Source organism: Ruminococcus sp. YE71 (genome assembly GCF_900119155.1).
Classification (GTDB): domain Bacteria; phylum Bacillota; class Clostridia; order Oscillospirales; family Ruminococcaceae; genus YE71.
The window spans coordinates 118,708-142,761 of the sequence record NZ_FPIR01000001.1; the positions used below are offsets into that span (position 1 = coordinate 118,708).

17 protein-coding genes are annotated in these 24,054 nt (G+C 55.0%); 4 read left to right on the top strand and 13 right to left on the bottom strand.

What is annotated here, in order from left to right; translation table 11 throughout:
• Positions 1–24 precede the first annotated feature (24 nt).
• The 7 genes from BT142_RS00480 to BT142_RS00510 form a co-directional block, all read right to left on the bottom strand.
• Positions 25–1,398, bottom strand: coding sequence for a sodium/glutamate symporter family protein (locus BT142_RS00480; protein ID WP_072416242.1), 1,374 nt, complete (start codon positions 1,396–1,398; stop codon positions 25–27).
• 95 nt (positions 1,399–1,493) lie between these two features.
• Positions 1,494–2,624: a lysophospholipid acyltransferase family protein gene (locus tag BT142_RS00485; protein WP_084659250.1), complete on the bottom strand. Its 1,131-nt coding sequence runs from the start codon at positions 2,622–2,624 to the stop codon at positions 1,494–1,496.
• Between the two features lie 45 nt (positions 2,625–2,669).
• Positions 2,670–3,362, bottom strand: a complete 693-nt coding sequence (locus tag BT142_RS00490; RefSeq protein ID WP_072416244.1) for a DUF6062 family protein — start codon at positions 3,360–3,362, stop codon at positions 2,670–2,672.
• Positions 3,363–3,465: 103 nt separating this feature from the next.
• Positions 3,466–4,371 carry a hypothetical protein gene (locus BT142_RS00495; RefSeq protein ID WP_072416245.1) on the bottom strand — a complete coding sequence of 302 codons (906 nt, stop codon included), beginning with the start codon at positions 4,369–4,371 and terminating at the stop codon, positions 3,466–3,468.
• Entirely contained in the window at positions 4,364–5,032 is a 669-nt protein-coding gene (locus BT142_RS00500; protein ID WP_072416246.1) for a histidine phosphatase family protein, read from the bottom strand. Before BT142_RS00500 ends, BT142_RS00495 begins: the two co-directional genes overlap by 8 nt.
• A gap of 124 nt (positions 5,033–5,156) precedes the next feature.
• Positions 5,157–6,395, bottom strand: coding sequence for a homoserine dehydrogenase (locus BT142_RS00505; protein WP_072416247.1), 1,239 nt, complete (start codon positions 6,393–6,395; stop codon positions 5,157–5,159).
• A gap of 314 nt (positions 6,396–6,709) precedes the next feature.
• Positions 6,710–7,150: an amino acid-binding protein gene (locus BT142_RS00510; RefSeq protein ID WP_072416248.1), complete on the bottom strand. Its 441-nt coding sequence runs from the start codon at positions 7,148–7,150 to the stop codon at positions 6,710–6,712.
• A 383-nt stretch (positions 7,151–7,533) separates the two neighbouring features.
• On the opposite strand from BT142_RS00510, the gene BT142_RS00515 reads away from it, so the two are divergent.
• From BT142_RS00515 to BT142_RS00530, 4 genes are all read left to right on the top strand, one after another.
• Positions 7,534–9,006, top strand: a complete 1,473-nt coding sequence (locus BT142_RS00515) for a DUF1846 domain-containing protein (RefSeq protein WP_072416249.1) — start codon at positions 7,534–7,536, stop codon at positions 9,004–9,006.
• Positions 9,007–9,700: 694 nt separating this feature from the next.
• A complete protein-coding gene (gene ilvA, locus BT142_RS00520) occupies positions 9,701–10,900 on the top strand; it encodes a threonine ammonia-lyase (RefSeq protein ID WP_072416250.1) in 1,200 nt (399 codons plus the stop codon).
• 37 nt (positions 10,901–10,937) lie between these two features.
• Positions 10,938–11,477, top strand: coding sequence for a TM2 domain-containing protein (locus BT142_RS18375; protein ID WP_242871893.1), 540 nt, complete (start codon positions 10,938–10,940; stop codon positions 11,475–11,477).
• A gap of 131 nt (positions 11,478–11,608) precedes the next feature.
• Positions 11,609–11,983 carry a RidA family protein gene (locus BT142_RS00530; RefSeq protein ID WP_072416251.1) on the top strand — a complete coding sequence of 125 codons (375 nt, stop codon included), beginning with the start codon at positions 11,609–11,611 and terminating at the stop codon, positions 11,981–11,983.
• Between the two features lie 480 nt (positions 11,984–12,463).
• Here the strand turns inward: BT142_RS00530 and BT142_RS00540 are convergent, their stop codons facing one another.
• From BT142_RS00540 to BT142_RS00565, 6 genes are all read right to left on the bottom strand, one after another.
• On the bottom strand, positions 12,464–18,061 hold the full coding sequence (locus BT142_RS00540; RefSeq protein WP_072416253.1) for a DUF3320 domain-containing protein: 5,598 nt from the start codon (positions 18,059–18,061) through the stop codon (positions 12,464–12,466).
• Positions 18,062–18,621: 560 nt separating this feature from the next.
• Positions 18,622–19,833: an NADP-dependent isocitrate dehydrogenase gene (locus BT142_RS00545; protein WP_072416254.1), complete on the bottom strand. Its 1,212-nt coding sequence runs from the start codon at positions 19,831–19,833 to the stop codon at positions 18,622–18,624.
• Between the two features lie 161 nt (positions 19,834–19,994).
• Positions 19,995–20,405 (bottom strand): hypothetical protein, encoded by a 411-nt coding sequence (locus tag BT142_RS00550; protein WP_072416255.1) that lies wholly within the window; start codon positions 20,403–20,405, stop codon positions 19,995–19,997.
• 1 nt (position 20,406) lies between these two features.
• A complete protein-coding gene (locus BT142_RS00555) occupies positions 20,407–21,183 on the bottom strand; it encodes a TraX family protein (RefSeq protein WP_072416256.1) in 777 nt (258 codons plus the stop codon).
• Positions 21,184–21,197: 14 nt separating this feature from the next.
• Entirely contained in the window at positions 21,198–21,659 is a 462-nt protein-coding gene (locus BT142_RS00560; RefSeq protein WP_072416257.1) for a hypothetical protein, read from the bottom strand.
• Positions 21,660–22,018: 359 nt separating this feature from the next.
• Positions 22,019–23,965 (bottom strand): aconitate hydratase, encoded by a 1,947-nt coding sequence (locus tag BT142_RS00565; RefSeq protein ID WP_072416258.1) that lies wholly within the window; start codon positions 23,963–23,965, stop codon positions 22,019–22,021.
• Positions 23,966–24,054 lie beyond the last annotated feature (89 nt).

The following is a 24,054-nucleotide window of genomic DNA, read 5'->3' on the forward strand; positions in this document are numbered from 1 at the left end:
TCCCTTTTTAGTTTAAGGTGAGCGTTATTGTTTCTTTCTGCCTGCTTTGAATATCACTAACATCAATATCGCATAATATGCCGCTACTGCACCAAGACATATCATACACATCCCGTCTGACCGCGGCGCTATACTTACTAATATCAATACAGGTGAGCCTAACAGTATCCCCATACTGCTGCCCGTTATCAGATTGCCCGCGGCAGGCGTCGAAAGCTCGGGGTCTATCTCCCTTAACAACAATACCCCCGAACTTATCGTACCTGTCATCATCCCGAACATCGAGATGAATCCCTCATGAAAATACTCGGGATACGCTCTCCTGCATACCGCCCATAAATGCAAAAACGTTACGGCTCCGCCTAATACCGCCATCAGAATGAACGGCAGCCACAGCCCACGAATGTCCTCAATGTGTATCGACGCTATGCCCGCTGTTATCATTATGTCAAAGAAAAATCCCGATATCCTGTTCAGAAGATAGTTGTTCTGATACTGCCGACGGATGACGCCCTGCCCACGCAGCTTCTCCATTACCGCTCTCACCATCATCGCTATCGCCGAACCGATGATGAAATTGAATCCCCATATCAGCGGACTTAACGACGCCGCTGCGCCCTCGGATACCGCCGCGAGCCCCTTCGTGATGCCGCAGGCCGCAAGATAGGTCAGCAAGTATACGGGCAGCACCATCGCAAGCTGCATCGAGAGTTTGTCGATAGAGTCCGAGACAGGTATCTCGTTCTCGCCCTGAAAAAAATCAACGTCGGGCTTCTTCTCGGCGGCGGTACGCCGCGAACTTATCCTGCCGCTCCTGACCCAGATGTTCATGATGACGACTCCTGCCGTGCAGGCAGCAAGATACCCTGCGGCAGCTATCGCGAGCCCGAAGCTCCGACCGCCTTCAAAACCCAGCGATTCGTAGGTCGTGCCCACATTGTTCGCCTGCCCGGGTCCCTGACCGTAGCCCATCGGGAGCAGCAGCCCCGATGCCTTGAAAAGGTCGGGCATCACTGTGCAGCTAAGCGCGATGGACACGATGAGCCCCACGATGCCCTGCACCATGTACGAGCTGACGATGACCGCTCCCGACCTGAGCCCCGTGAGCCGCTCCGCGTCCCCTGCGCTCTTCGTCGGCACGCGGAGACTCATCGCGATGAAACCCAGCGCGATGCCGTGGTACACCAGCTTCTCCATCAGCTCCGTGTCGATGCTGACGACTCCCAGATACCTCGCCCCCAGCAGCATGAACCCTGCCATCACCGCCACGGGCATCAGACTTTTCCTTATTACTGCGAACCGCTGTCTGACCAGATACGCCAGCATTATCGCAAAAGCAATAAGTCCCAGCTGAATAACGAGCTCCCAAAGCCCCTGATTCCCCGAAGAATAATCCATTCGGCCTTCCCCCTTTGCCCAAAAATTCAGATACGCGCCTTTTCAGCGTTTTCTATCAAACTCCCCGATAAGACCCGCACTCTCTGCCCCAAAGCTCACCTGCAAAGGCGGAATTCGTGGTATTTTCGGAGGTTGGCGGTGCCTTTGGTGCGGACCTCGTAGTAGTTGTCGGCTATGCTGAACAGGAGCCTGTTTGTGAGCACGAGTGCCATGTCTTTTATGTCGTCCATCGGGAACGTGTGTTCCGCAAATTCCAGTCTGTCCTCGTACTGGCGCATCTCGCCCTTAGCGATGAGAGTTTCCTCGTGTTCGCCGCCGAGCCTGACGAGCGTCAGACCGCTGTCGGAGAAGAGCAGTTCATCGTGTACGAAATCGCGTTCTTTGAGACGTTCGCGCTCCCAGATGTCCCATTCGTACAGCTGCGAGAAGGGAGCGGAAGGCGAGAAGAGACCCGTCGTGAGGTATCGGCGTTCCATGCCGCAGGTACAGCGGATGCGGTCGCCTTTTGTGTGCAGACCGCCGATCTTTCGGCATTCGGGGCAGAGGTAGAGCATCCGTTCGAGACCTTCTGCGAGCCGACGTCCGCGGTATTCGACAGGTTCTGCCGACTGACGTTCCCATGCGTTTTCAAAAATATCGCGGTTTATCTGCGCGGTTATCTCGCGGGGCTTCATGGTTTTCAGCTGTTCGGCAGAGTACAGTCCGACAAGGCGGCAGTGAACTTTTCCGCGTCTGACGGTCTTACTCCATCGGGGGCAGCTAAGGTAACCGCCCTCGATGCGCATAGTTGCGAGGGTCACGCCCGAGCCTTTCGCGAGTTTACCTGTTGCGGAAAAAACGTCGATACTGAGACCATCCCAGCTTTGTTCGCCCTCTGCGAAGATGCAGACGGAGTGACCCTGATCGAGGTGGCGGCGGCATTTTATGACCGTATCGACGCCCGAAGCCGCCTTACGGCGAGGGACAGGGTCAGCCGCCCAGACAATAAATTTAGTCAGCAGACCCAAGCGGAAGAGGTGTTCGCTGGCCGCGTAGTAGACTTGTTTTTTGTGAAGGCTGAGACCCACGAGGATGGGGTCCCAGGCGGTAACGTGATTAGAGATTAGCAGGACAGTACCGTCGATCTCGGGGACATCGCAGGAGAGTCCGAACATTCTGCGGACGATGGGTCCCAGCATCCCATAGAGGATACGCCATATTCTTTTGTGGCGTTCATAACTATCCATACCAAACTCCAATCTGAAAAAATCAAACGAACACGGGACGTTGGCTTATCTCGTCGTCAGAAACTTTATCGCTCGCTCTATCGAGTCTTTTGAATTGCCCCAGTCTGCATCTTTGCCCGTGTTTCTGTAATCATACATCTTGCAATAGTGCGAAATATCCTTCTCCAACTCGTTCAGATACCCCTTCACCAACTCCGTACAACTCTCACGAAACTCGTTCTTGTACCCCTTGTCCATCTCCTCAGACCTCCGCATCAAAGTACGATAGTGCGGCAGACACAGATACTCCTGCTCCCTGAATAACTCCCTGAACTCCCTCTCGTTCCTGTACAGATCAAACATATTCGTCAGCCACCGCGTGAATGCCCACTCTATCTTGTTGCACACAAAGCAATCATTCACTATCCGCGCTACCCGCTCCGTCGTCTTGCGGTTCTTTGAATCCTTCGTCTCGAAAAATCCTTTGTCGTTGAATACGTTCTTCTGTAACTCCTGCAAATGCGTCTGTAACATCAGCGCCAGCGAGAGCCTGTTCTTGCAGCTTCGCATCTGCTCGAAATGTTCCTTGCAAAAACCCGTCTTGTTGGTCTCGATGCGCACATCGGGCTCCATCATCGCCGCACCCATGATGTACTCCACCGCGTGCTGCTCTAACTCGTCACGCATCGCACATACGGGACATCCGCACTTCTTCTCGAATATCTCATTTACTGGAATCGTAAGAATGCTCTCACGCATAAAAAACACCCCCGAAAAAAACAGATAAGAGAAAAGGTATCGCCCACGGCGATGGATCAGATCCGTCCGCGGTACGGACACCTTTTCCCTTATCTTTTGTCTATTATCTCAGATCCGAATAAGTTTCCCTTGCCTGCTGCTTTTCCCAGCGTTTTGCCATAGCGGGGAGCTTGTCCTGCCAGTATTCGCCCATGATGTCCTTCGCGAGGAGCATCCTGCACTCGGTGAAGTAGGGGAAGATGACCGCCGCAGGATAGATGAACACGCACAGAAGTGCATACGGCACCAGCGAGACCATGAAGAAGAACACGCGTCTGTGTCTGCCTTCCATGAGCTTTACCGAAAGGTCGCAGGCGTCAAAGAAGTTGACACGCGGATTCAGCTCGACGATGTACTTGAAAAGCGACAGCGATACGAAATAATGCAGCATCGCACCTGCCCACACTATCGAGAAACCGATGCACAGCATGAACATCACAAGTCCTGCCATGTGTATGCTGCCTGTCATGCCCTTGTGGTAAAAATGCACTATACCGTATATCCCGAGCCCCAGCGGAACGCTCAGCATCAGCTTGAAGAGGGTCAGTTTCAGACCGCACTTTATGCTGGGGATGAAAAGCCTTCTGCTGTGCCGCGACATATACCTCGCGACCTCGTTGGCGTTTTCGGTCACGTTAATGTAGTATCTCCGCACAAGATACGACACCGCTACCAGCATCACATGATACACCGCCGCCCTCGTTATCATGAGCAGCAGACCCGTCGAGAGGGACTTGTAATAATCCAGCTCGAAGGGCTTGTAGCCTGTCAGTCCTAACAGCTTTGCGGAGTTGATTATCAGCGCTTCGATAATGAATATGAACGACACCGCGGAGAAAAAGTACACCGTGCTTATCGCCGCTATATCCGAAGAATTGATTATCTTCCTCAGCGCATCCAGACGTATTTCCCTGTTTGTCCTGGGCTTTGGTGCGGGTGCCCTCTGGACTTTTTTTACCTGTTTAGTCATTTTCCTCGTTCTCTCGGTCGATGAAGTATTCGCCTCTCTGTTCCTCGTACACGGGCGGCCACGAACCTATTATCTCGAACGCCCCCGAGCGCTGCCACAGCTGTGCCGTCACCAGCACCTCGAAGCCCTCGCCGAAGTCGCAGGCGTATTCCATGGGGCTTCTTTTCGGAAGTCCGAAGCACGCCATCAGGTTCATGATGATGCCGCTGTGAGTCACCACCGCGACGTTGGTCAGACCTTCCTCCATCATGTCCTCGATTATCTTCGCCATCGCCTTGAAGCAGCGTGTCACCACCTGACGTGCGCTCTCGCCGTTAGGCGGCGGATTGTCGAGACCGCCCTGTAAGAATTTCTTATACTCGGGCAGGTCTTTGAGTTCGGCGGGAGTTTTTTCCTCGAAGTCGCCGAAGTCCATCTCGACGAGTTCGGGTATCTCCACCATAGGTGCGTTCTGCGCCATGATGTACGCGGTCTGCAAGCACCTTTTCAGCGGCGAGAGGTAGACCTTCTGAAAGCTCGGATAGCCTGCCTCCTCGACTTTCTCATACAGCACCGCCGCACCCTCCGCGCTGAGCGGCAGGTCGGTGACGCCTATATACTTACCGTCAACGTTGCCCTGAGTAGCACCGTGACGGATGAATGTTATTCTATAGCCCTTCATATATGTTAACCTCATTTTTAGATAAGGGATAAAAGAAAGTGCATGAAGCTCTTATCTCTTATTTCTTATCTGTTTATAGTACTATCCGCACGCATTTGGCACTGCGTGCGGATAGTGGTGTTATTTACAGAAGTCTGATCTTTGTCATGATGTCTGCGGAGTGGGAGAGCTCGGCGAGCTTTTCGTCGATGACGCTCTCGACCATGGTCGGGGTGATGAACGCAAGCTCGTTCGAGGGACGGTTCGTTCTCTCAAGATAGGTGAGCTTTCCGAACAGCTCGGACAGCGCGGGCTTGAGCTCGTCTGCGTTCTCCGCATTGATGCGCACGTACATGGAGTTCTCGGCGGTCTTGTATCTTACCACGTAGCTCTTGTCGGTGCAGTCCTCCCAGGAGATCATTACCGAACGGTCCTTGTGCTTCAGGCAGTCGATGATGTCGCCTACAACAGCCGATGCGGTAGGCAGCTTGCCTGCGCCTCTGCCGTAGAACATAACGTCGCCGACGCCGTCGCCCGTTACCGAGATAGCGTTGTAAACGCCGTCAACAGCCGCGAGAAGATTGGTCTTGTTTACCAGTCTCGGGCAAACGATAGCGGTGATCCTGCCGTCCTCGACAGGCTTTGCGGAACCGATCAGCTTGATGGCACAGCCTGCATTCTCGGCGTATGCAACGTCCTCGGGAGTGATGTGGCTGATGCCCGAGCAGTGAACGAACTCGGGGTAAACGTGCTTGCCGTAAGCCAGCGAAGCGAGGATGCAGATCTTTCGGCAGGCGTCATGACCCTCGATGTCTGCGGTGGGGTCTTTCTCGGCATAACCCAGCTCCTGTGCGAGCTTGAGAGCCGAATCAAAGTCCATCTGGTCTTTTATCATCTTGTTGAGGATGAAGTTGGTGGTGCCGTTGAGGATACCGCTGATCTGCTCGATGGTGTTGCCTGCAAGGCACTTGTTCAGCGGACGGATTATCGGGATGCCGCCGCCAACGCTCGCCTCGAAGAGGTAGTTGACGTTGTGGTCGTGAGCTACCTTGAGAAGCTCAGCACCCTTTGCGGCTACCAGCTCCTTGTTAGAGGTGACTACGCTCTTGCCTTTTTCGAGCGCCGCCTTTGTGAACTGATACGCAGGGTTGATGCCGCCGATGACCTCGGCTACGACTTCGATCTCGTCGTCCTCAAGAACTTTGTTGAAGTCCTTCTCAAGAAGGCTCTCGAACTTGTCTCCGGGGAAATCACGCAGGTCAACGATATACTTGATATCACAGTCCCTGCCGACTTTCTTGCAGATCGACTCCCTGTTCTTCTCAAACAGCTCGACCGTTCCCGAACCTACAACACCGTATCCCAATACTGCTACGTTTTTCATATATTTCCTTACCTTTCTGTATATGTAACAAATAATAACATACCGATTCCGCCCACGACTTCTGTGAGTGCGGGTCTTGACCGGGGGAAACCTTTCTGAAGAAAGGTTCTCCCCCAGCCCCCCTTCCAAAGACTTTTGATATTGTCGTCATGTGGATGTGTAGGATACGTTTGACTGTAACCATTTCAAGAGATACCACCTGACGAATAATTTCAAATAAGGCGTTAAACACCATCGAACGTCTTTTTGGCAAGGGGCAAACTATTGAAGAGAAGAACTCCAAACTCCCCAAAGAGTTCCGCACGCAAGAAGCGTCAGTAGCCCACAGTGAGCTGAACTTCGAGGACGCCGTCTATGCGGCTGAGGTTTTCTCTGAGGGTGCCGTCGGGGCACATTCCGTCGCGTCTGACGGAGATAGAGACCGAAGCCACCGAATCCACTGGAGCGTTCTGGTTTATCTTGATGATATTGAAGCCCTGTTCGTACAGCTGAGAGATAACTGCCGAGAGCACTCCCTGTCTGTCTCGGAGGAGAAGTCCGAGAGAGAGGATATTCTCCTGTGACTGTTCCTCATATCTGAACACGCTGTCCTTATATTTATAATAAGCGCTGCGTGAAATGCCGACTATCCTGCACGCCTCCGAGGAGGACATCTGCTGTGAAGCGGCTCTGAGCTCCTTTGCGCGGAGCACCTTAACTATGACCTCGGGCAGTACAGCCTCATCAACAATGACCAGTCCCGATGACCTTTCCAATGCTCGTCCACCTCCAACGTACAAGTGTATTTGCAGAGTACACAACAAGTATACCACTTTTTCCGAGATATGTCAAGTCACGCAGCCGTTTTTTTGCACGAGATATTGCATAAGGTTTTTATAAACTTTCGCTCCAATTTTGGACAATACGCAGAACGTCTGCCGAAAGTACGTGCAGGCGTGTGATTTGCAGCGGCAGAGTTTTTTTACACGCAGGAAAAATTTTGATGAACTATCTGTTTTTGCCGTCATAAACCCTGCGGATATGCGCATAAACACACTGTCTTCCGCAGAAATACAGTTTTCGGCTGCGATTGACAAACGAAAAAAAACGTGTTATAATAACCGTGTATGTTGTATTGTGACAGAAAGGAAGTTTCACTATGAGCAGCGGAAAAGTTGGCTTTGACAATGAGAAATATCTTAAAATGCAGTCCGAACACATCAGAGAGAGAATAGCAAATTTCGGAGACAAGCTCTACCTGGAGTTCGGCGGCAAGCTGTACGACGACTACCACGCTTCACGCGTACTGCCCGGATTCGAGCCTGACAGCAAGCTCAGGATGCTGATGCAGCTGAGCGACGACGCGGAGATAGTCATCGTCATCAACGCTTCGCACATTGAAAACAGCAAGATAAGACGCGACCTCGGCATCACCTACGACGAGGACGTTATCAGACTGTACCACATCTTCTCGAAGATCGGGCTGTATGTCAGCTCGGTGGTGCTGACGCAGTACGAGGGTCAGCGTTCGGTGGATGCGTTCCAGAAGCGTCTTGAATCGCTGGGTATAAAGGTATACCACCACTACAAGATAGAGGGCTACCCCTCGAACCTCAGCCGCATCATGAGCAAGGACGGTTTCGGAAAGAACGACTACATCGAGACTTCGCGCAGGCTGGTGGTAATCACCGCCCCCGGCCCCGGAAGCGGCAAGATGGCGACCTGCCTTTCGCAGCTCTACCACGAGCATGAGCGCGGACTCAACGCAGGCTACGCCAAGTTCGAGACCTTCCCGATATGGAACATCCCACTCAAGCACCCCGTGAACCTTGCTTATGAGGCTGCCACCGCCGACCTTTCGGACGTGAACATGATCGACCCGTTCCATCTGGAGGCTTACGGCAAGACCACCGTCAACTACAACCGCGACGTTGAGATATTCCCCGTGCTGAACTCGATGTTCAAGCGCATCCTCGGCGAGTCGCCCTACAAGTCGCCTACAGACATGGGCGTGAACATGGCAGGCAACTGCATCTTCGACGACGAGGCTGTATGCGAGGCCGCGAAGGAAGAAATAGTACGCCGCTACTACGCGACCCTCTGCGACAAGAAGAAGGGCACCGCTTCGGACGATGACGTTTACAAGCTGGAGCTGCTGATGAATCAGGCAGGCGTTTCCACCGAGGACAGGAAAGTGGTATCTGCCGCGCTGGCGAAGGAAGAGCAGACGGGCGAACCTGCCGCCGCGATGGAGCTTCCCGACGGAACTATCCTGACGGGACGCACTTCGGAGCTGCTGGGTGCGTGCTCGGCGCTGATACTGAACGCGCTGAAATATTTCGGCAACATCGACGACAGCGTGCTGCTGATGTCGCCCGAGGTCATCGAGCCTATCGAGGATCTGAAGATAAACCATCTCGGAAACAACAACCCGAGGATACATACGGACGAAACGCTCATCGCGCTGTCCATCTGTGCGAACACCGATGAGAACGCGAAGAAGGCGATCGACCAGCTGGAGAAGCTCCGCGGCTGTGAGGTACACTCCACGGTAATACTCAGCTCGGTGGACGAGCGCATCTTCAAGCGCCTCGGCGTCAACCTGACCTGCGAGCCTAAGTTCGGGCAGTGAGTTTTCTCGGGGGAAACCTTTCTGAAGAAAGGTTCTCCCCCGAACCCCCTTCCAAAGACTTTTAATGCTTTTTGGCAAGGGGTATCCTGTTTCAGATAAAAAGAGCAGATTCATCATTTTGCGGTGTTTTTGGCAGGTGGATACCCCTTGCCAAAAAGAGTGAAGCCCTAAGAGAGGTTTGAGAAAGAACCTTTTTTCAGAAGATGTCACCCGACAAACACCCCTTCCGAGCTCAAAAAAACAGACCCGCACACATGAAGCTGCGTTCAAGTGGGTCAAGCGCCACCGCGCTTGGCAGGGGTCCGGGGGCGGCAGCCCCTGGGAAAACCCCGCCTCAGCTGCAACATCCCCGTACCCGCCAATAAAATCGGCAGACCCAAAATAAAACGTCAAAAAAGGCGCAAACAGAAAGATTCGGCAGATCGTACAGGAACACGCGATCTGCCGATTTTATTTTCGCGAGAGAGCGTCAGCGATTCGAGTGAAACCCCCAAGCGCCGCTCAAAAGCCCGTAAATAACCCCCAAAAAGAAGCAAAAAGCAAAGCTCCGCACCAACACCCCCTCGTACAATAGCACAAAAAACGAGAGTATTTAGTGCTTTATCTTAATAAAATTTCTCTTGACATTTCAAACTGATTGTAGTAAAATATAACTTATATATGGATATATAACACTCGAAAGGAATGACCATTAATGCTTTCACTTGACAAGGTTTACAAAGCATCTCATGTTCTCAAAGAGGTGATAAGACCTACGCAGTGCATAAAAGCACCGAAAATAAACCCCGATGCGGACGTTTATCTCAAGACCGAGAATTTGCAGGTCACGGGTTCGTTCAAGGTAAGGGGCGCGTATTTCAAGATCTCTCAGCTGACCGATGAGGAAAAGGCACGAGGTGTCGTTGCCTGCTCGGCAGGAAACCATGCTCAGGGCGTTGCGCTCGCGGCTCAGAAGAACGGCATCAAGGCTGTTATCTGCCTGCCCGACGGCGCACCTATCTCGAAGGTCGAGGCTACAAAGAGCTACGGCGCGGAGATATGCCTTGTTCCAGGCGTGTATGACGACGCTTACAATGAGGCGCTCAGACAGCGCGACGAGCACGGATATACCTTCGTTCACCCCTTCGATGACGAGAATGTTATCGCAGGTCAGGGTACTATCGGTCTCGAACTTATCGAACAGCTCCCCGACCTTGACGCTGTAGTTGTGCCTGTGGGCGGCGGCGGACTTATCTCGGGCGTGGCTTTCGCACTCAAGACCCTTAACCCGAATATCAAGGTTTACGGCGTTCAGGCGGCAGGCGCACCCTCGATGGTGAACTCCCTCAAGGATGGCAAGATAGAATGCCTCGACAGCGTTTCGACTATCGCTGACGGCATCAAGGTAAAGGAACCAGGCGAGAATACTTTCGAGTACTGCAAGAAGTTCGTGGACGACGTCGTTACCGTTACCGACGACGAGGTCAGCTCCGCGATACTCGCACTCATCGAACAGCACAAGCTCATCTCCGAAGGCGCAGGCGCTGTTTCGGTGGCGGCTGTTATGTTCAACAAGGTTCCCGTAAAGGGCAAGAAGGTCGTTTGCCTCGTTTCGGGCGGCAATATCGACGTTACCATACTTTCGAGAGTCATCAAGCGCGGTCTGCTCAAGTCGGGCCGCTCCGATACGCTGGCTATCCAGCTTGAGGACAAGCCCGGGCAGCTCGTGGGCGTTTCGCAGGTCATCGCGAACCTCGGCGGAAACGTTGTTTCCATCCACCACGAACGTGCGAGCGAGGACAGCGACATCACCGACTGTATCCTCCGCATCGTCCTCGAAACAAGAGACTTCGACCACATCAAGGAGATCCGCACGGCTCTCACCGAGGCAGGTTTCAGGATAGTGAACAGATAACAGAGATCAGAGAACAAAACAAAGGGAGGACTGCAAGATGTTATGTATGTCGTGCGGAAACGAAACGCTTGAGGGCGGCAAGTTCTGTATCTACTGCGGAGCACCGTTTCCCGAGCAGAACACCCGACAGTACGGCGAACAGCCGCGGGTCGAGATGCCGCAGTTCCAGCCTACAGCGCCGACTGTTCAGCAGGACAACGGCGGTTTTCCGAACGTGACCTACCGTGCGCCCTCTGAAGTCGTACCCGACTACAGCCAGCAGCAGGGTCAGAACGGCTTTAATCAGTACAACCAGTACAATCAGTACAATCAATACAACCAGTATAACCAGTACAACAGCTATTCGCCGACGGTCAAGACCCTTGGCAAGTACAAGAAGACCAACACGCTTCTGCTGTGCTGCCTCGGTTTCATCGGAGTGGGCGGCATCCACCGCCTCGCAACGGGAAAGATCGGCACGGGCATCCTCTGGCTGTGTACCGCAGGTCTCTGGGGTATCGGAACGATCATCGATCTCATAATGATCGCCTCCGACAGCTACAGGGACGGCGACGGCAACTACCTCTCACCGCAATAATTTTCCGAACGTATCGGGTTGTGCGGGTATTAACGGGGGAGAACCCCTTTGAAAATCCGGAATGAATGTCCGCTGTCAACAGCACACCTATACGGATCGGCAGGAATTTATTTAAAAAGGAGCAGATCAACATGGCAGAAACTATCTACACAAAAAACGCACCCGACGCTATCGGACCCTATTCGCAGGCAAAGGTAGTGGGCGGACTTGTATTCACCTCGGGTCAGATCGCTATCAACCCTGCAACAGGCAACGTTGAGGCTGACACTATCGAGGGTCAGACCGAGCAGGTATGCCAGAACCTCAAGAACCTTCTTGAAGCGGCAGGCAGCTCCCTCGACAAGGCTGTAAAGACCGTTTGCTTCCTCGCTGATATGGGCGATTTCGGCGCATTCAACGAGATCTACGGCAAGTACTTCACCTCCAAGCCCGCACGTTCCTGCGTGGCTGTAAAGACTCTCCCCAAGAACGTCCTCGTGGAAGTTGAAGTCATCGCTGAGGTTTAAGCAAAAACACACAGTTCAGAATTTGAGCCATAGTACTTCAATGTACTATGGCTTTTCTGCTGCCGAAAGTCTGCGGGGTGTTCGCTGGGGTGTTCGCTGGGGGAAACCTTTCTGAAGAAAGGTTCTCCCCTTGCCGTGCGTAGCTAAGGCGGCCCCCTTTCCAAAGACTTTTAATATGTTTTTGTTTGTTGTGGTCGTGAAGATAGTCCCTTGACATTTCAGGAGATGTCTTCTGATGAATACGCTCAAATAGTGCGTTACGCTCTATTGAACGTCTTTTTGGCAAGGTCACACTAATGAGAAGAAAAACTACTAACTTTCCGACCAACACAAAATAATGAAGAAGCACCCAAAAGCCAAAAAGTATTAAAAGTTTTAGTGAGGGGGTTTGGGGGAGACCCTTTTTCAAAAGGGTCTCCCCCAATATCACCCGCAGACAGCATCGCCCCCGAGCACTATTAAAGCACTCAGGGGCGATGTTTAAGGCATGGTCACTTTGTCTTCGGAGATGATTATTTTGCCGAGTTCCTGTGCTCTGCCGATGCCTTCGGAGAGGGATGCTTTCGCGGTGTCGGTCAGGCGCGGGCAGCCGAACAGACGGGCTGTTTCGCGTTCGAGGTCGGTGACGCTCATAGCTATCTGCTCCGAGATTATGAGCTGAGCTGCCGCCGCTATCTCTTCGGGAGCTATCTCGTCGAGGGGACGCTTGTGCTTCTCGCCCTCGGCAGGCACGCGGCAGCCGTCGTAGGCGTCGGGCAGCTGCCATGCCGCCCAGATGAACTCCGCACCGCTCTCGTATTCGCGGATGATGCCGCCAGCCTTGTTCACCGCTTCGAGGAAGACAGCGTCCACCTTACTGCCTGCGCGGGAGATGCCCCACGCCGCGATGATGCGCTTTTTGACGCTTTGCAGGGAAACGGGTGCTTCGGCTTCGATAATCCAGCCGATGTTCTCGGCTATCTTCGGGAGCGTTTCGGGCAGGTAGAAGTCCTTTGACGTGCCCGATGCCTGCACCTCCCACGCCGAGTATTTCTCGCAGCGTTCTGCCAGCGGCGAGGGCGCTTCCTCACGCTCGAACTCAATCGGCGGCGCGGCTATCGGCTTCGGCGGCTCGGGGATGTCCTCGGGCTCGGGGGGATTGCGCTTGATGTACAGCGCATCCTCTGCCGAGGTCTTTACGTCCTCCACCACCTTGTCGTGGTCGTTCAGCCAGTCGAGGGCATGAACGGTGTGCAGCTTCCAGCCGAGACCCTCCAGCACGGACGGCTGGACGATGTGGCGGTCGCGGGCGGTGGCGTTGTCGAAGTGCTGTCTGCCGTCGCAGATAACGCCCAGCAGGTAGCGCGAAGGTTCGTCGGGATCGACTATCGCAAGGTCAACGCGGTAGCCCGAACAGCCGACGCTCGTTCTCACGTCGTAGCCCTCACGGCGCAGACGCTCGGCAAGCTCTTCCGCAAAACCGTCGGAAACGGTTCGGCTGTCGGCGGCGTTGACCGCCAGTGCCTGCTTGCCCTTCGCCGCGAATTCGAGGAAGGCTTTGAGCTGTTCCACGCCGTCGGAACGGGTGCGGCTCATGTCTATCTGCTCGGGTCGCAGGGTCGAGTAAACGGTCATCGCCTTTCTCGCACGGGAGACCGCAACGTTCAGTCGTCTCCAGCCGCCGTCACGGTTGAGGGGACCGAAATTCATCGACACCTTGCCGTCCTTGTCGGGACCGTAGCCCACGCTGAACAGTATCACGTCGCGCTCGTCGCCCTGCACGTTTTCGAGATTCTTGATGATTATCGGCTCGTACATGGCGTTCGCAGCCGTTTCGAGGGACGGGTCGGCAAGGAACGCGTCGGACAGCAGGTCGTCTATCAGGTTCTGCTGAACGATGCTGAAGGTCACAACGCCGATACTCTCGCGGCAGAGAACGGGGTCGCGCAGGCGGCGGCATATCTCAGCCACCACCGCTTCGCCCTCGGCGCGGTTCTGCTTGGTCTTGCCCTTGTCGTACACGCCGTCAACGTGTACCCAGCTGACCTTTGAGTCGAGGTCATCGGGGGAGGGGAAGGTCAGCAGCTTGTTCTCGTAGAAACGCGCGTTCGAGAAGGCGATAAGGCTCTCGTGGCGCGAACGGTAGTGCCACAGCAGGTGCTTCGAGGGCATGGTGAGGGCGAGGCAGTCGTCCAGCACGCTCTCCAGGTCTTCCTTGTCGTAGTTCTCCTCGTCAATGTGGGCGGTGGAGAAGAAGCTGGTCGGCGGCAGCTGTCGGGGGTCGCCCACGACTACCACGTTCTCGCCGCGCGCTATCGCTCCGACCGCTTCGGCGGTGGGCAGCTGCGAGGCTTCGTCGAACACGACAAGGTCGAATTTCGGGAAGTTCGGGTCGATGTACTGAGCCACCGAGATGGGCGACATCAGCATACAGGGGCAGATGCGGCGCAGCAGGTTCGGTATCTGGTCGAACAGCTTTCGGATGGAGAGCATACGTCCGCCGCTGCGGATAGCCTTTTGCAGGGTCGCAAGCTCTGAGCTTCCCTTGCCTGCCGAGGTGTTCGGCACGTTCGCCGACAGCCTTGCGCAAAGCTCCTGAACGGTCAGGCGGCTGAATGAGTCGAGGGTCTCGCGGTAGCGCTCCACCTCGTCGTCGAACTGCGCCTCGCTGAATGTGCCTATTGCGGGATCGTCGCGGAACGCCGTATCTATCACGGTGCGGCAAATCATATGGTCAAAGGCAGCCGAGAGCTTTTCGGCAGGGACTTTTCCGCTCATGTACAGCTCGCCGATGATGCCCGCACCCAGCTCGTTCAGCTCGTTCAGCGAACGCTGGAGCGCGGAACGCTCACGCAGGCGGTCGGAATTTCTCGCCAGCTTTGAAGCGGCGTCGGTGACGGCTTCAAAGACGTTCTCGCTGTTGTTGCAGGCGGTGATGTCCACGTACTTTGCGAAATCGCCGTTGACCACGCGGTCGTACTCGGCGCGTGCGGCTTTTTCCTCGTCGTACAGGCGGCAGAATTCGGCGGCTTCCGACTCGTTCGCCAGCTTGTTCTGCTGTTCGAGCGCGGTCAGCTCGGCGGTCTGCTCGCCGTATGCGATGAGCCGCTCCACCGACGCGGCGAGGTTGTCCTTCGTGACGGTGCCCGTCTGCTTGCAGTGGATGTCCAGCTCCTTCGCCAGCTTTTTGAGCGCGAAGTGCTGAGGGAGCGCCCATTTCTGCTCGGCGCGTTTGATGTTCAGCTTCATCTCGGCGGCGTTCAGGTCAAAGACGCTCTTTTCAAAAATGCGGTCGAGCTCGGCGCGTTCGGCGTTCACAGCCGCACGCTTCTGCGAGAGCTGTTCGGCGGTGTCGGTCAGTCTCTTGCGGCTGACGGCGCTGAGGTCGAGGGATTCCTTCGCGGCGGCGCAGAGCTTTTCGCAGGCAGTGCGCTCGCGGTCTGCGGCGGCAGCGGTGTCGCGGCAGAGGGACAGGAAGCGGTCGCGTATCTCGGGGGAGTAGTCGCACATGATGTAGTCACGGAGCGGCGACGCAGAGATGTCCCCAAGCCTTGTGCCGACTGCGGCGGTCTGCGAAACGGCGTTCCTGAGCCTGTCGTGCAGTTCGGGGGTGAGGGTTGCGGCGTACTCCTGCGTGAAACCTCTGAGCGGCGCGAATTCGCCCTTCGGGTCGTAGCCGACTATGGCGTCGTAGAGGGTCATGCCCACAGGCATTTTCCTGTGCAGGCGTTCGATCTCGGTGTTCAGGCGCTCACGCATCAGGTGGAGATTTTCAGCGGTGCGCGCGTAATCTGAGGGCTCCTTGATGCGCCCCACGTTCAGCGTCGCTTCGAGCTGTGAGAGAACGGCACGTTTCTGAGCCTTGTTGGAGTGAAGTTCGAGGCAGAAGGGGTCAAGACCTATCTTCGCAAGGCGGTTCTGCACCACAGACAGCGCCGCCATCTTCTCGGCGACGAACAGCACGCTCTTGCCCGAAAACAGCGCGTTTGCGATGAGGTTGGTGATGGTCTGGCTCTTGCCCGTTCCTGGAGGGCCGTGAAGCACGAAGCTCTCGCCCTGTGCGGCGGCGTAGATAGCCGCCAGCTGAGACGAGTCGGCAGAGGTGGGGATCGCCATGTCGGCAGGCTTCACGGTGCTGTCGAGACTGCGGACGTCGAGCTGACCGTTCTGCGGCTCCCATTCGAGCCTGCCCGACATCAGTGAGCGGACGACCTTGTTCTTCGCCAGATCGTCGCTGCGGTTTTTCAGGTCGTTCCACATGATGAACTGGGAGAAGGAGAACTGCCCGATGAACGCCGCTTCCTCAACGTCCCAGCGCGGCTTCGCCATGACGCTCTGACGCATGGTGTTGAACACGAGTGCCAGGTCGGCGCCGCTCTCGTCCTGCGGCAGGGGGTCAAGACCGCTGACGGTGATGCCGTGATCCTGACGCAGCATTTCGAGGAGGGTGACGTTCATCTGCGCGTCCTCATCGCGGATGCGGAGCGAATATGCGCGTTCGCGGAGGTTCTTCACCAGATCCACGGGGATGAGCACGAGGGGTGCGTAGCGCGGCTTTTCGCTGCGGTCGGTCTCGAACCATTTGAGGAATCCCAGTGCAAGGTACAGCGTATTCGCGCCGTTTTCTTCGAGGGACTGCTTTGCGCTGCGGTGGAGTTTCTTGAGCTTGATCTCCAGCTCGTCGGCGTGGCAGAAGCTGCGAAGGCGGAAGCTGGTGAACTCCGACTCGGAGATAGCCTTGATCTGCTCGGCGTTGTTTTCGAGCTCGAAGATCTTGCTGTCGGACGCCTTGAAGGACTGTTCGGCGGGCATGGGCATGATCTTGAAGCTCTCGCCGCGGGAGATCTCGTCCTCAAGCCGTGCGAGCTCGGCGGTCATCAGCTGAACGCTCATAGCCCCCGGTCGAAAATTGAGCAGCGAGTTGCGCAGACTGAGGTCGAGGAGCTTGCGTTCCCAGACCGCCTGTTTGGTCAGCTCCTGCGCTTCGGCGGTGACGCCGTGGATGTTCATGTCGATGTCCTTCGGAGCGGCGGTGACGGTATTTGCGGCGGACTTGCAGTCGGCGGCGACCATCCTGTCCGCTTCCTCCAGCTTCATGGGGATGGGTCGGATACCGCTGGCGCGGCATCTTGCGATGTCGATAGTCAGGTCGAAAGCGGCGGTATCGTCAAGGTGGGAGAGTGCCAGCCGTTCGGCGTTCTCGAAGTCGGTGCTGTCCTTGCCTGCGGTGAAGGCGGTGCATTCGATAAGGCAGAGCTCGTCGATACCGCGTGCGGCGCGTTTGGTGAGGGCGGCAGGGTCGTCGTTGACGCACTCGGGGAAGGTCTGTTTTTCGAGCCAGAAACCTGCGAAGGCGTGACCCTCGATGACCACCACGAGGGGGTTGATGCCGGCGGCTTCGAGGCAGGAAGCGTACAGCAGGGCGAGGTCGATGCAGGTTCCCTGCTTGGCAGTCAGGACGGTATCGGCGAGCCGCACGCGCTGACCCACGCTGTTATAGGACGGCGGCGGCACGATATACGCGATATTCTCAGCCTGCAAAGCGGCGTAGAGTGCGGCTGCCTGTTTCTTGACGATGTTTGGGTTTCGGGTCAGGTAGCCCGTAAAGGAAGGGTCGCCCGTCCATTCGGCGAGGTATGAAGCCGCCTTAGCGGTGATCTGCGAAACGGCGGGGTGGTTCGGGGTAACGAACGCCGCGGTCATTTCGGGCAGTATCCGTGTACCGAGCCAGTGGTTATGGGGCATCAGGTCTACGGGCTTATCCTCGCACCAGAGGGTAGTTTCGCCGCCCTCGGGCGAATCCGCGGTTATCTCGACGCGGACGATCGCCGCCATATTCTCGGTCAGCGAGAACAGGTATTCGGTCGAGAGCAGAAGTCTGACAGGCGACAGTTCGACAGGCTGATGCGGTTCTGCCTTTTCGATGTCAGCGGTGAAATCCCTCACGAACTCGGGTTCGGAAGTGACCCTGACGTGCAGACCGTACACAGGCGTATCGCCGTCGTTTCTGACCACTATGCTTTTGATGAGGGGAATATAGTTCTGCTGCATCGCGAGGTTCAGTGTTGTCAGCAGGTCCACCTCTGCGGAAAAGCTCATCTTTGGTTGCTCCTTTCGGAATGTGATTTTTGGGGTGTATTTTGTTTTTTGGGGACTTGGTCCGATGTTTTTTTTCGTGGTGTTGCGGAATACTGTGGGTTTAGGATATATGGGGGGGCTTTTGGTCGGTCTTGCGACCGACTTTGGAGTTTCACTCGAATCGCTGGCGCTCTCTCGCGAAAAATAAAATCGGCAGATCTTGTGTTCTTGCTCTTGTGGCTGGGACTTCTCATGCCGAGCCTTTCGGGGCGGTCGATCCGGGCTGCCGATTTTATTTGTTTGGTGGGGAATGTTTGCGCGCTTACGTGATGTTTGAGCTGACTGCTCATTTTCCTGGGGGAAACCCTTTGAAAAGGGTTCTCCCCCAGACCCCTTTCCTAAACTTTTTGATTCTCTGGCGAACACGCTTCGTTTGTGCGGGTCTTTCGGTTCTTCACACGGAGTGGTGCCTGCTTCCCCATCCCGCACTCATGGAGTGAGGCGCAGCCGAACGTACCGCGAAAAAAACGCAGTCTGTGCAGGCTGTCCTGCCGCACAGACTGCGGGGGCTTTTTTAGATTTTACAGAAGTGCTTTCAGTCTCTCGTCAACGGCTCTCAGGAATTCCTCAGTGCCTACCTTCTGCTTGTTCTCCAGCTTCGACAGCAGATACAGGTCGCCTGTCATAACGCCGTCCTCAATGGTCCGGATGGTCGCCTTCTCCAGCTTGTCGGCAAACGCCATCAGCTCGGGCAGGTTATCCAGCTCGCCGCGCTTTCTCAGCGCACCTGTCCACGCAAACAGCGTCGCAACAGAGTTGGTCGAGGTCGGCTCGCCCTTCAGGTGCTTGTAGTAGTGGCGCTGAACAGTGCCGTGTGCAGCTTCGTACTCGTAGATGCCGTCGGGCGAAACGAGCACCGAAGTCATCATAGCCAGCGAACCGTATGCGGTAGCTACCATGTCGCTCATAACGTCGCCGTCGTAGTTCTTGCAAGCCCAGATGTAGCCGCCCTCGGAACGGATAACTCTTGCAACAGCGTCGTCAATGAGGGTGTAGAAATACTCGATGCCTGCCGCCGCGAACTTCTCCTTGTACTCAGCCTCGAATATCTCGGCGAAAATGTCCTTGAAGCGGTGGTCGTACTTCTTCGAGATGGTGTCCTTGGTCGCGAACCAAACGTCCTGCTTGGTGTCGAGCGCGTAGTTGAAGCAGGCTCTTGCGAAGGAGCCGATGGAGTCGTCGCGGTTGTGCAGACCCTGGATGATGCCTGCGCCCTCGGTGAACTCGTGGATGGTCTCCTTGGTAACGGTGCCGTCGGGAGCGGTGCATACCAGCTCGGTCTTAGCGCCTGCGGGTACCTGCATCTCGACGTTCTTGTAAACATCGCCGTATGCGTGACGTGCGATGGTGATAGGCTTTGTCCATGTGGGGATGTAGGGTGTGATGCCCTTAACGAGGATGGGCGCTCTGAAAACGGTGCCGTCGAGCATCGCACGGATGGTGCCGTTGGGCGACTTCCACATCTGCGAGAGGTTGTACTCGGGCATACGAGCCGCGTTCGGGGTGATGGTCGCGCACTTTACCGCAACGCCGTATTTCTTGGTGGCGTTCGCAGAGTCAACAGTGACCTGATCCTTCGTCTTCTCACGGTTCGGCAGGCCGAGGTCGTAGTACTCGGTCTTGAGGTCGATGTAGGGTGTCAGCAGAATGTCCTTTATCTCCTGCCAGATGATTCGAGTCATCTCGTCGCCGTCCATCTCAACTAACGGCGTCTTCATCTCAATCTTAGCCATGTAATTTTCCTCCGATTCAATTTCTTTCCTGCATCACGTAGGGTGAGTGCAGGTCTTACTGTGGGAAACCTTTCTGAAGAAAGGTTCTCCCCCAGACCCCCTTCCAAAGACTTTTGATATTTTTGGAAAGGGTATTTCCCAAAATTAGTCCTGCACTCAATTTACATGAGGCAGGTAAGGAATCCTGCCAGAACGCCTGCGAGGGCTATCCAGAAGGCGAGTTTTGTGCTGCGGAATGCGGTCACGGCGTCCTCGTTTCCGAAGGCGTTGTGTTTAACGAACACGCCGCCGTAGAAGCCGATAGAGCCGAGAATGATATACACGCCCAAATCGTGGCTGCCGAGCAGGAATGCGATAGCGACGCCGAACAGCACGCCTATACCGGCAGGTGCGGCCTCGATAAGGTCTTCTATCTCCTCTTCGTTGGTCCTATAGCTGTAGCCCGATCTGCGGAACATATTTTCGCGTCTCAGCTGAGCCTGTCTGTCCTCAAAGCGGCGGTGAACTTCGCCCTGCATTTTGAGTCGCTCGAACTCTTCCATCGCCTGACGGCGCTTTTCTTCATCGTTCATATCACACACCTCCGAAAACGTACCATTTCAGCACACCGAGCACAACAAAATGCGCAGGGTAGAACACGTAAAAGAACCACTTGTTGAACGCGCTTTTTTTGCCGCCCCTGCCGTTGTAGCAGAATATCACGAGCAAAGGCACGAGCCCGACCCCGAGGTTATACCAGCCGTAATACCACGGCTGTCCGTTTCCGCTCATAAACATTATACAGAGGTTCAGCGGCGCGTAGAGCAGTACCATCGCGAGCCATCTTTTGCGCCTGTCGTTTCGGTAAACGTGCAGGAAAAGCGGTCCGAGCACGTCCATGATAGGCCAGTCGCCGATGAGCGAAAGCAGGGTCAGCAGTACCACCAGCGTGACCTTCTGCGGTTTTGAGAGTTTCTCGCTGTCCCACACTCTCAGCGCGGTAATGCCGAGAAACAGTGTAAAAATAACGCCCTGAATGATAAGTGCCATCGGATTTTCCGCGATGGTTTCGAGTCCTGCCTCAAAGAAAACGAAAGGCAGCCACGAGACCAGTGCGAAAATACCGAGTCGTTTCTGATACTTCCTCACGTCGTGTGTATGGTGATAGCCTTCGGCGAGGAAATACGCCATCATAGGGCCTGTGAGTCTTCCGAAGAAGTGCATCACCTGTCCGAGCACGGGTATTCTCGCGTCCACGAAACCCCATGCCATGTGGTCGAGCACCATCGTAAAGATCACGAGGTATTTGAGCTGATTGCGGTCAAGCCCTTTTTTCTCTGCGGGCATAACAGCAGTCGATGTCATCTCCATATTCTGTTCCTTTCTTAGTCTGTTGGCAGCTGATAATGAAAGCAGCTTGTCTGAGAGCTTTGTTCTTTATTTTTATTTCGGTTCTCCTCCGCCCAGTTTTCGCCGTAGGTCGCCTTATTGAAGGCGTTTATCGCGAAGCAGAAAAGCACCATCCAGAGTACCATTGTGACAGCCATAACTATCTTATCGACCTTTTTGGTCTTTTCCTCGTCACCGCCGAAGTACTTGTTCGCGACGACTCCGAAAAGCCATTTTCCGATAAACGCGCTGCCTATCCATGTAGCGAACGACACGATGATAAGAGCAGGCAGATTCGGTGTATTTACGAACTGCCAGTTTTCCATGCCAAGCATCTTTCCGAGAAGACCGCTCACGGCGATAACGACCCATTCCAGCGTGATAAGGATGGTAGCTATACCGTTTCCTTTTTTATATCTGGCTATGTGTCTGTCATTACGGCCATAATGTACTGACATTTCTTTTCTGCTCCTTCTTTGATGTGTTCCTGCTTTTTAGGGGGGTGAGGTTTTTTGTCGGTCTGTTGATCGACTTGGTCTTTCACTCGAATCGCTTGCGCTCTCTCGCGAAAAATAAAATCGGCAGATATTGTGTTCTTGTTATTGTGATTTGGGATCCTCATTCCGCGCCTTTCGGGACGGCTGAGGTCGGCTGCCGATTTTATTTTGGTGAGGACTGTTTTATGGTGCGCTTACGGGGCGTTTGAGTTGACTGCTCATTTTCCCGGGGGAAACCCTTTGGAAAGGGTTCTCCCCCGGACCCCTTTCCTAAACTTTTTAATTCTCTGGCGAACACGCTTCGTTTGTGCGGTCTTTTTTTACTTATTCTCTAACTGAACTCTTGTATAATCCAGCAGTCCGCCTGCGAGGATGATGTCCTTTGTGCGGCCTGTCAGCTCGCAGAGTACGGGTATCTCAACGCCTGCGGTCTTATCTACAACGATAAGCTCTGTCTTGTCAGCCTCAACAGAAGCACGGACGCCCTTGATCTCGATCTGGTCGCCCTGGCTGATCTTATCATAGTCAGCCTCGTTGACGAATGTCAGCGGCAGGATGCCTGCGTTGATGAGGTTTGCTCTGTGGATTCTTGCAAAGCTCTTCACGAGTACTGCCTTAACGCCGAGATACAGCGGTGCGAGTGCAGCGTGCTCACGCGACGAGCCCTGACCGTAGTTGGAACCGCCGACGATGATCGACTTGCCCATGTTCTTCGCTCTTCTCGGGAAATCCTCGTCACATACGGTGAAGCAGTGCTCGGAGATCTTCGGGATATTCGAGCGGAGGGGCAGGATCTTTGCGCCTGCGGGCATGATGTGGTCTGTTGTGATGTTGTCGCCGACCTTGAGGGAAACTCCGCACTCGATATCGGTGTCGAGGGGGCTGGTCTCGGGGAAGGGCTTGATGTTCGGTCCTCTGAGGACTTCAACGCTGTCCATCTCCTCCTCGGAAGCAGGCGGAACTACCATATTGTCGTTGATAACGAACTGTGCGGGCAGCTTGAACTCGGGCATATCGCCGAGGAACTCTCTCGGGTCGGTGAGGTAGCCGGTCAGTGCGGAAACTGCTGCCATTTCGGGCGATACGAGGTAGATCTGACCATCCTTGGTGCCGCTGCGTCCCTCGAAGTTTCTGTTGAAGGTTCTGAGGGAAACACCGCCGCTGTTCGGCGACTGACCCATACCGATGCAGGGGCCGCAAGCCGATTCAAGGATACGTGCGCCTGCGTCGATCATATCGGAGAGAGCGCCGTTCTTAGCGATCATGTTGAGGACCTGCTTTGATCCCGGAGCGATCGCCAGCGAAACGCTCGGGTCAACGGTCTTGCCCTTGAGTATGTATGCCACCTTCATCATATCGACGAAGGAGCTGTTGGTACATGAACCGATGCAGACCTGATCTACCTTCAGCTTGCCGATCTCCTCAACGGTCTTGACGTTGTCGGGGGAGTGAGGACAAGCAGCCTGAGGAACGAGCTTCGAGAGGTCGATGTCGATCTGCTCGTCGTACTCAGCGTCGTCGTCAGCTGCGAGGGGCTGCCATACGTCAGCTCTGTCCTGAGCCTTGAGGAATTCAAGGGTGATCTCATCGGACGGGAAAATAGAGGTGGTAGCGCCAAGCTCTGCGCCCATGTTGGTGATGGTCGCTCTTTCGGGAACGGAGAGAGTCTTCACGCCATCGCCCACATATTCGATGACCTTGCCGACGCCGCCCTTAACGGACATGATGCGGAGCACCTGAAGGATAACGTCCTTAGCGGAGACCCACGGAGACAGCTTGCCTGTGAGGTTCACCTTAACGACCTTCGGGCAGGTGATGTAGTAAGCGCCGCCGCCCATAGCGACAGCAACGTCCTGTCCGCCCGCACCGATAGCGATCATGCCGATACCGCCGCCTGTGGGGGTATGGGAGTCGGAGCCGATGAGGGTCTTGCCCGGAACGCCGAAGCGCTCAAGGTGTACCTGATGGCAGATACCGTTACCGGGACGGGAGAAGTAGATACCGTGCTTCTTGGCAACAGAGCCGATGAAGCGGTGGTCGTCGGCATTCTCGAAGCCCGACTGAAGGGTATTGTGGTCAATGTAAGCGACGCTGCGCTCGGTCTTGACGCGCGGTATGCCTATCGCCTCAAATTCGAGGTAAGCCATAGTACCCGTAGCGTCCTGAGTGAGGGTCTGATCGATCCTGATGCCGATCTCCTCGCCCTTGACGTACTCACCCTCAACGAGGTGAGCGCGCAGTATTTTTTCGGTAAGTGTCATTCCCATAGGATAAACATTCCTTTCTTTAAAAACTATTTTTATTATACTATATTTCCGCCGCTTTGTCAAGTTAGTGCGTCAGCACTGCGGAGGGT

Coding starts and splice junctions, on each gene's coding strand:
- BT142_RS00480 (WP_072416242.1), bottom strand. CDS start 1,398: ATGGATTATTCTTCGGGGAATCAGGGGCTTTGGGAGCTCGTTATTCAG.
- BT142_RS00485 (WP_084659250.1), bottom strand. CDS start 2,624: ATGGATAGTTATGAACGCCACAAAAGAATATGGCGTATCCTCTATGGG.
- BT142_RS00490 (WP_072416244.1), bottom strand. CDS start 3,362: ATGCGTGAGAGCATTCTTACGATTCCAGTAAATGAGATATTCGAGAAG.
- BT142_RS00495 (WP_072416245.1), bottom strand. CDS start 4,371: ATGACTAAACAGGTAAAAAAAGTCCAGAGGGCACCCGCACCAAAGCCC.
- BT142_RS00500 (WP_072416246.1), bottom strand. CDS start 5,032: ATGAAGGGCTATAGAATAACATTCATCCGTCACGGTGCTACTCAGGGC.
- BT142_RS00505 (WP_072416247.1), bottom strand. CDS start 6,395: ATGAAAAACGTAGCAGTATTGGGATACGGTGTTGTAGGTTCGGGAACG.
- BT142_RS00515 (WP_072416249.1), top strand. CDS start 7,534: ATGAGCAGCGGAAAAGTTGGCTTTGACAATGAGAAATATCTTAAAATG.
- ilvA (WP_072416250.1), top strand. CDS start 9,701: ATGCTTTCACTTGACAAGGTTTACAAAGCATCTCATGTTCTCAAAGAG.
- BT142_RS18375 (WP_242871893.1), top strand. CDS start 10,938: ATGTTATGTATGTCGTGCGGAAACGAAACGCTTGAGGGCGGCAAGTTC.
- BT142_RS00530 (WP_072416251.1), top strand. CDS start 11,609: ATGGCAGAAACTATCTACACAAAAAACGCACCCGACGCTATCGGACCC.
- BT142_RS00540 (WP_072416253.1), bottom strand. CDS start 18,061: ATGAGCTTTTCCGCAGAGGTGGACCTGCTGACAACACTGAACCTCGCG.
- BT142_RS00545 (WP_072416254.1), bottom strand. CDS start 19,833: ATGGCTAAGATTGAGATGAAGACGCCGTTAGTTGAGATGGACGGCGAC.
- BT142_RS00550 (WP_072416255.1), bottom strand. CDS start 20,405: ATGAACGATGAAGAAAAGCGCCGTCAGGCGATGGAAGAGTTCGAGCGA.
- BT142_RS00555 (WP_072416256.1), bottom strand. CDS start 21,183: ATGGAGATGACATCGACTGCTGTTATGCCCGCAGAGAAAAAAGGGCTT.
- BT142_RS00560 (WP_072416257.1), bottom strand. CDS start 21,659: ATGTCAGTACATTATGGCCGTAATGACAGACACATAGCCAGATATAAA.
- BT142_RS00565 (WP_072416258.1), bottom strand. CDS start 23,965: ATGGGAATGACACTTACCGAAAAAATACTGCGCGCTCACCTCGTTGAG.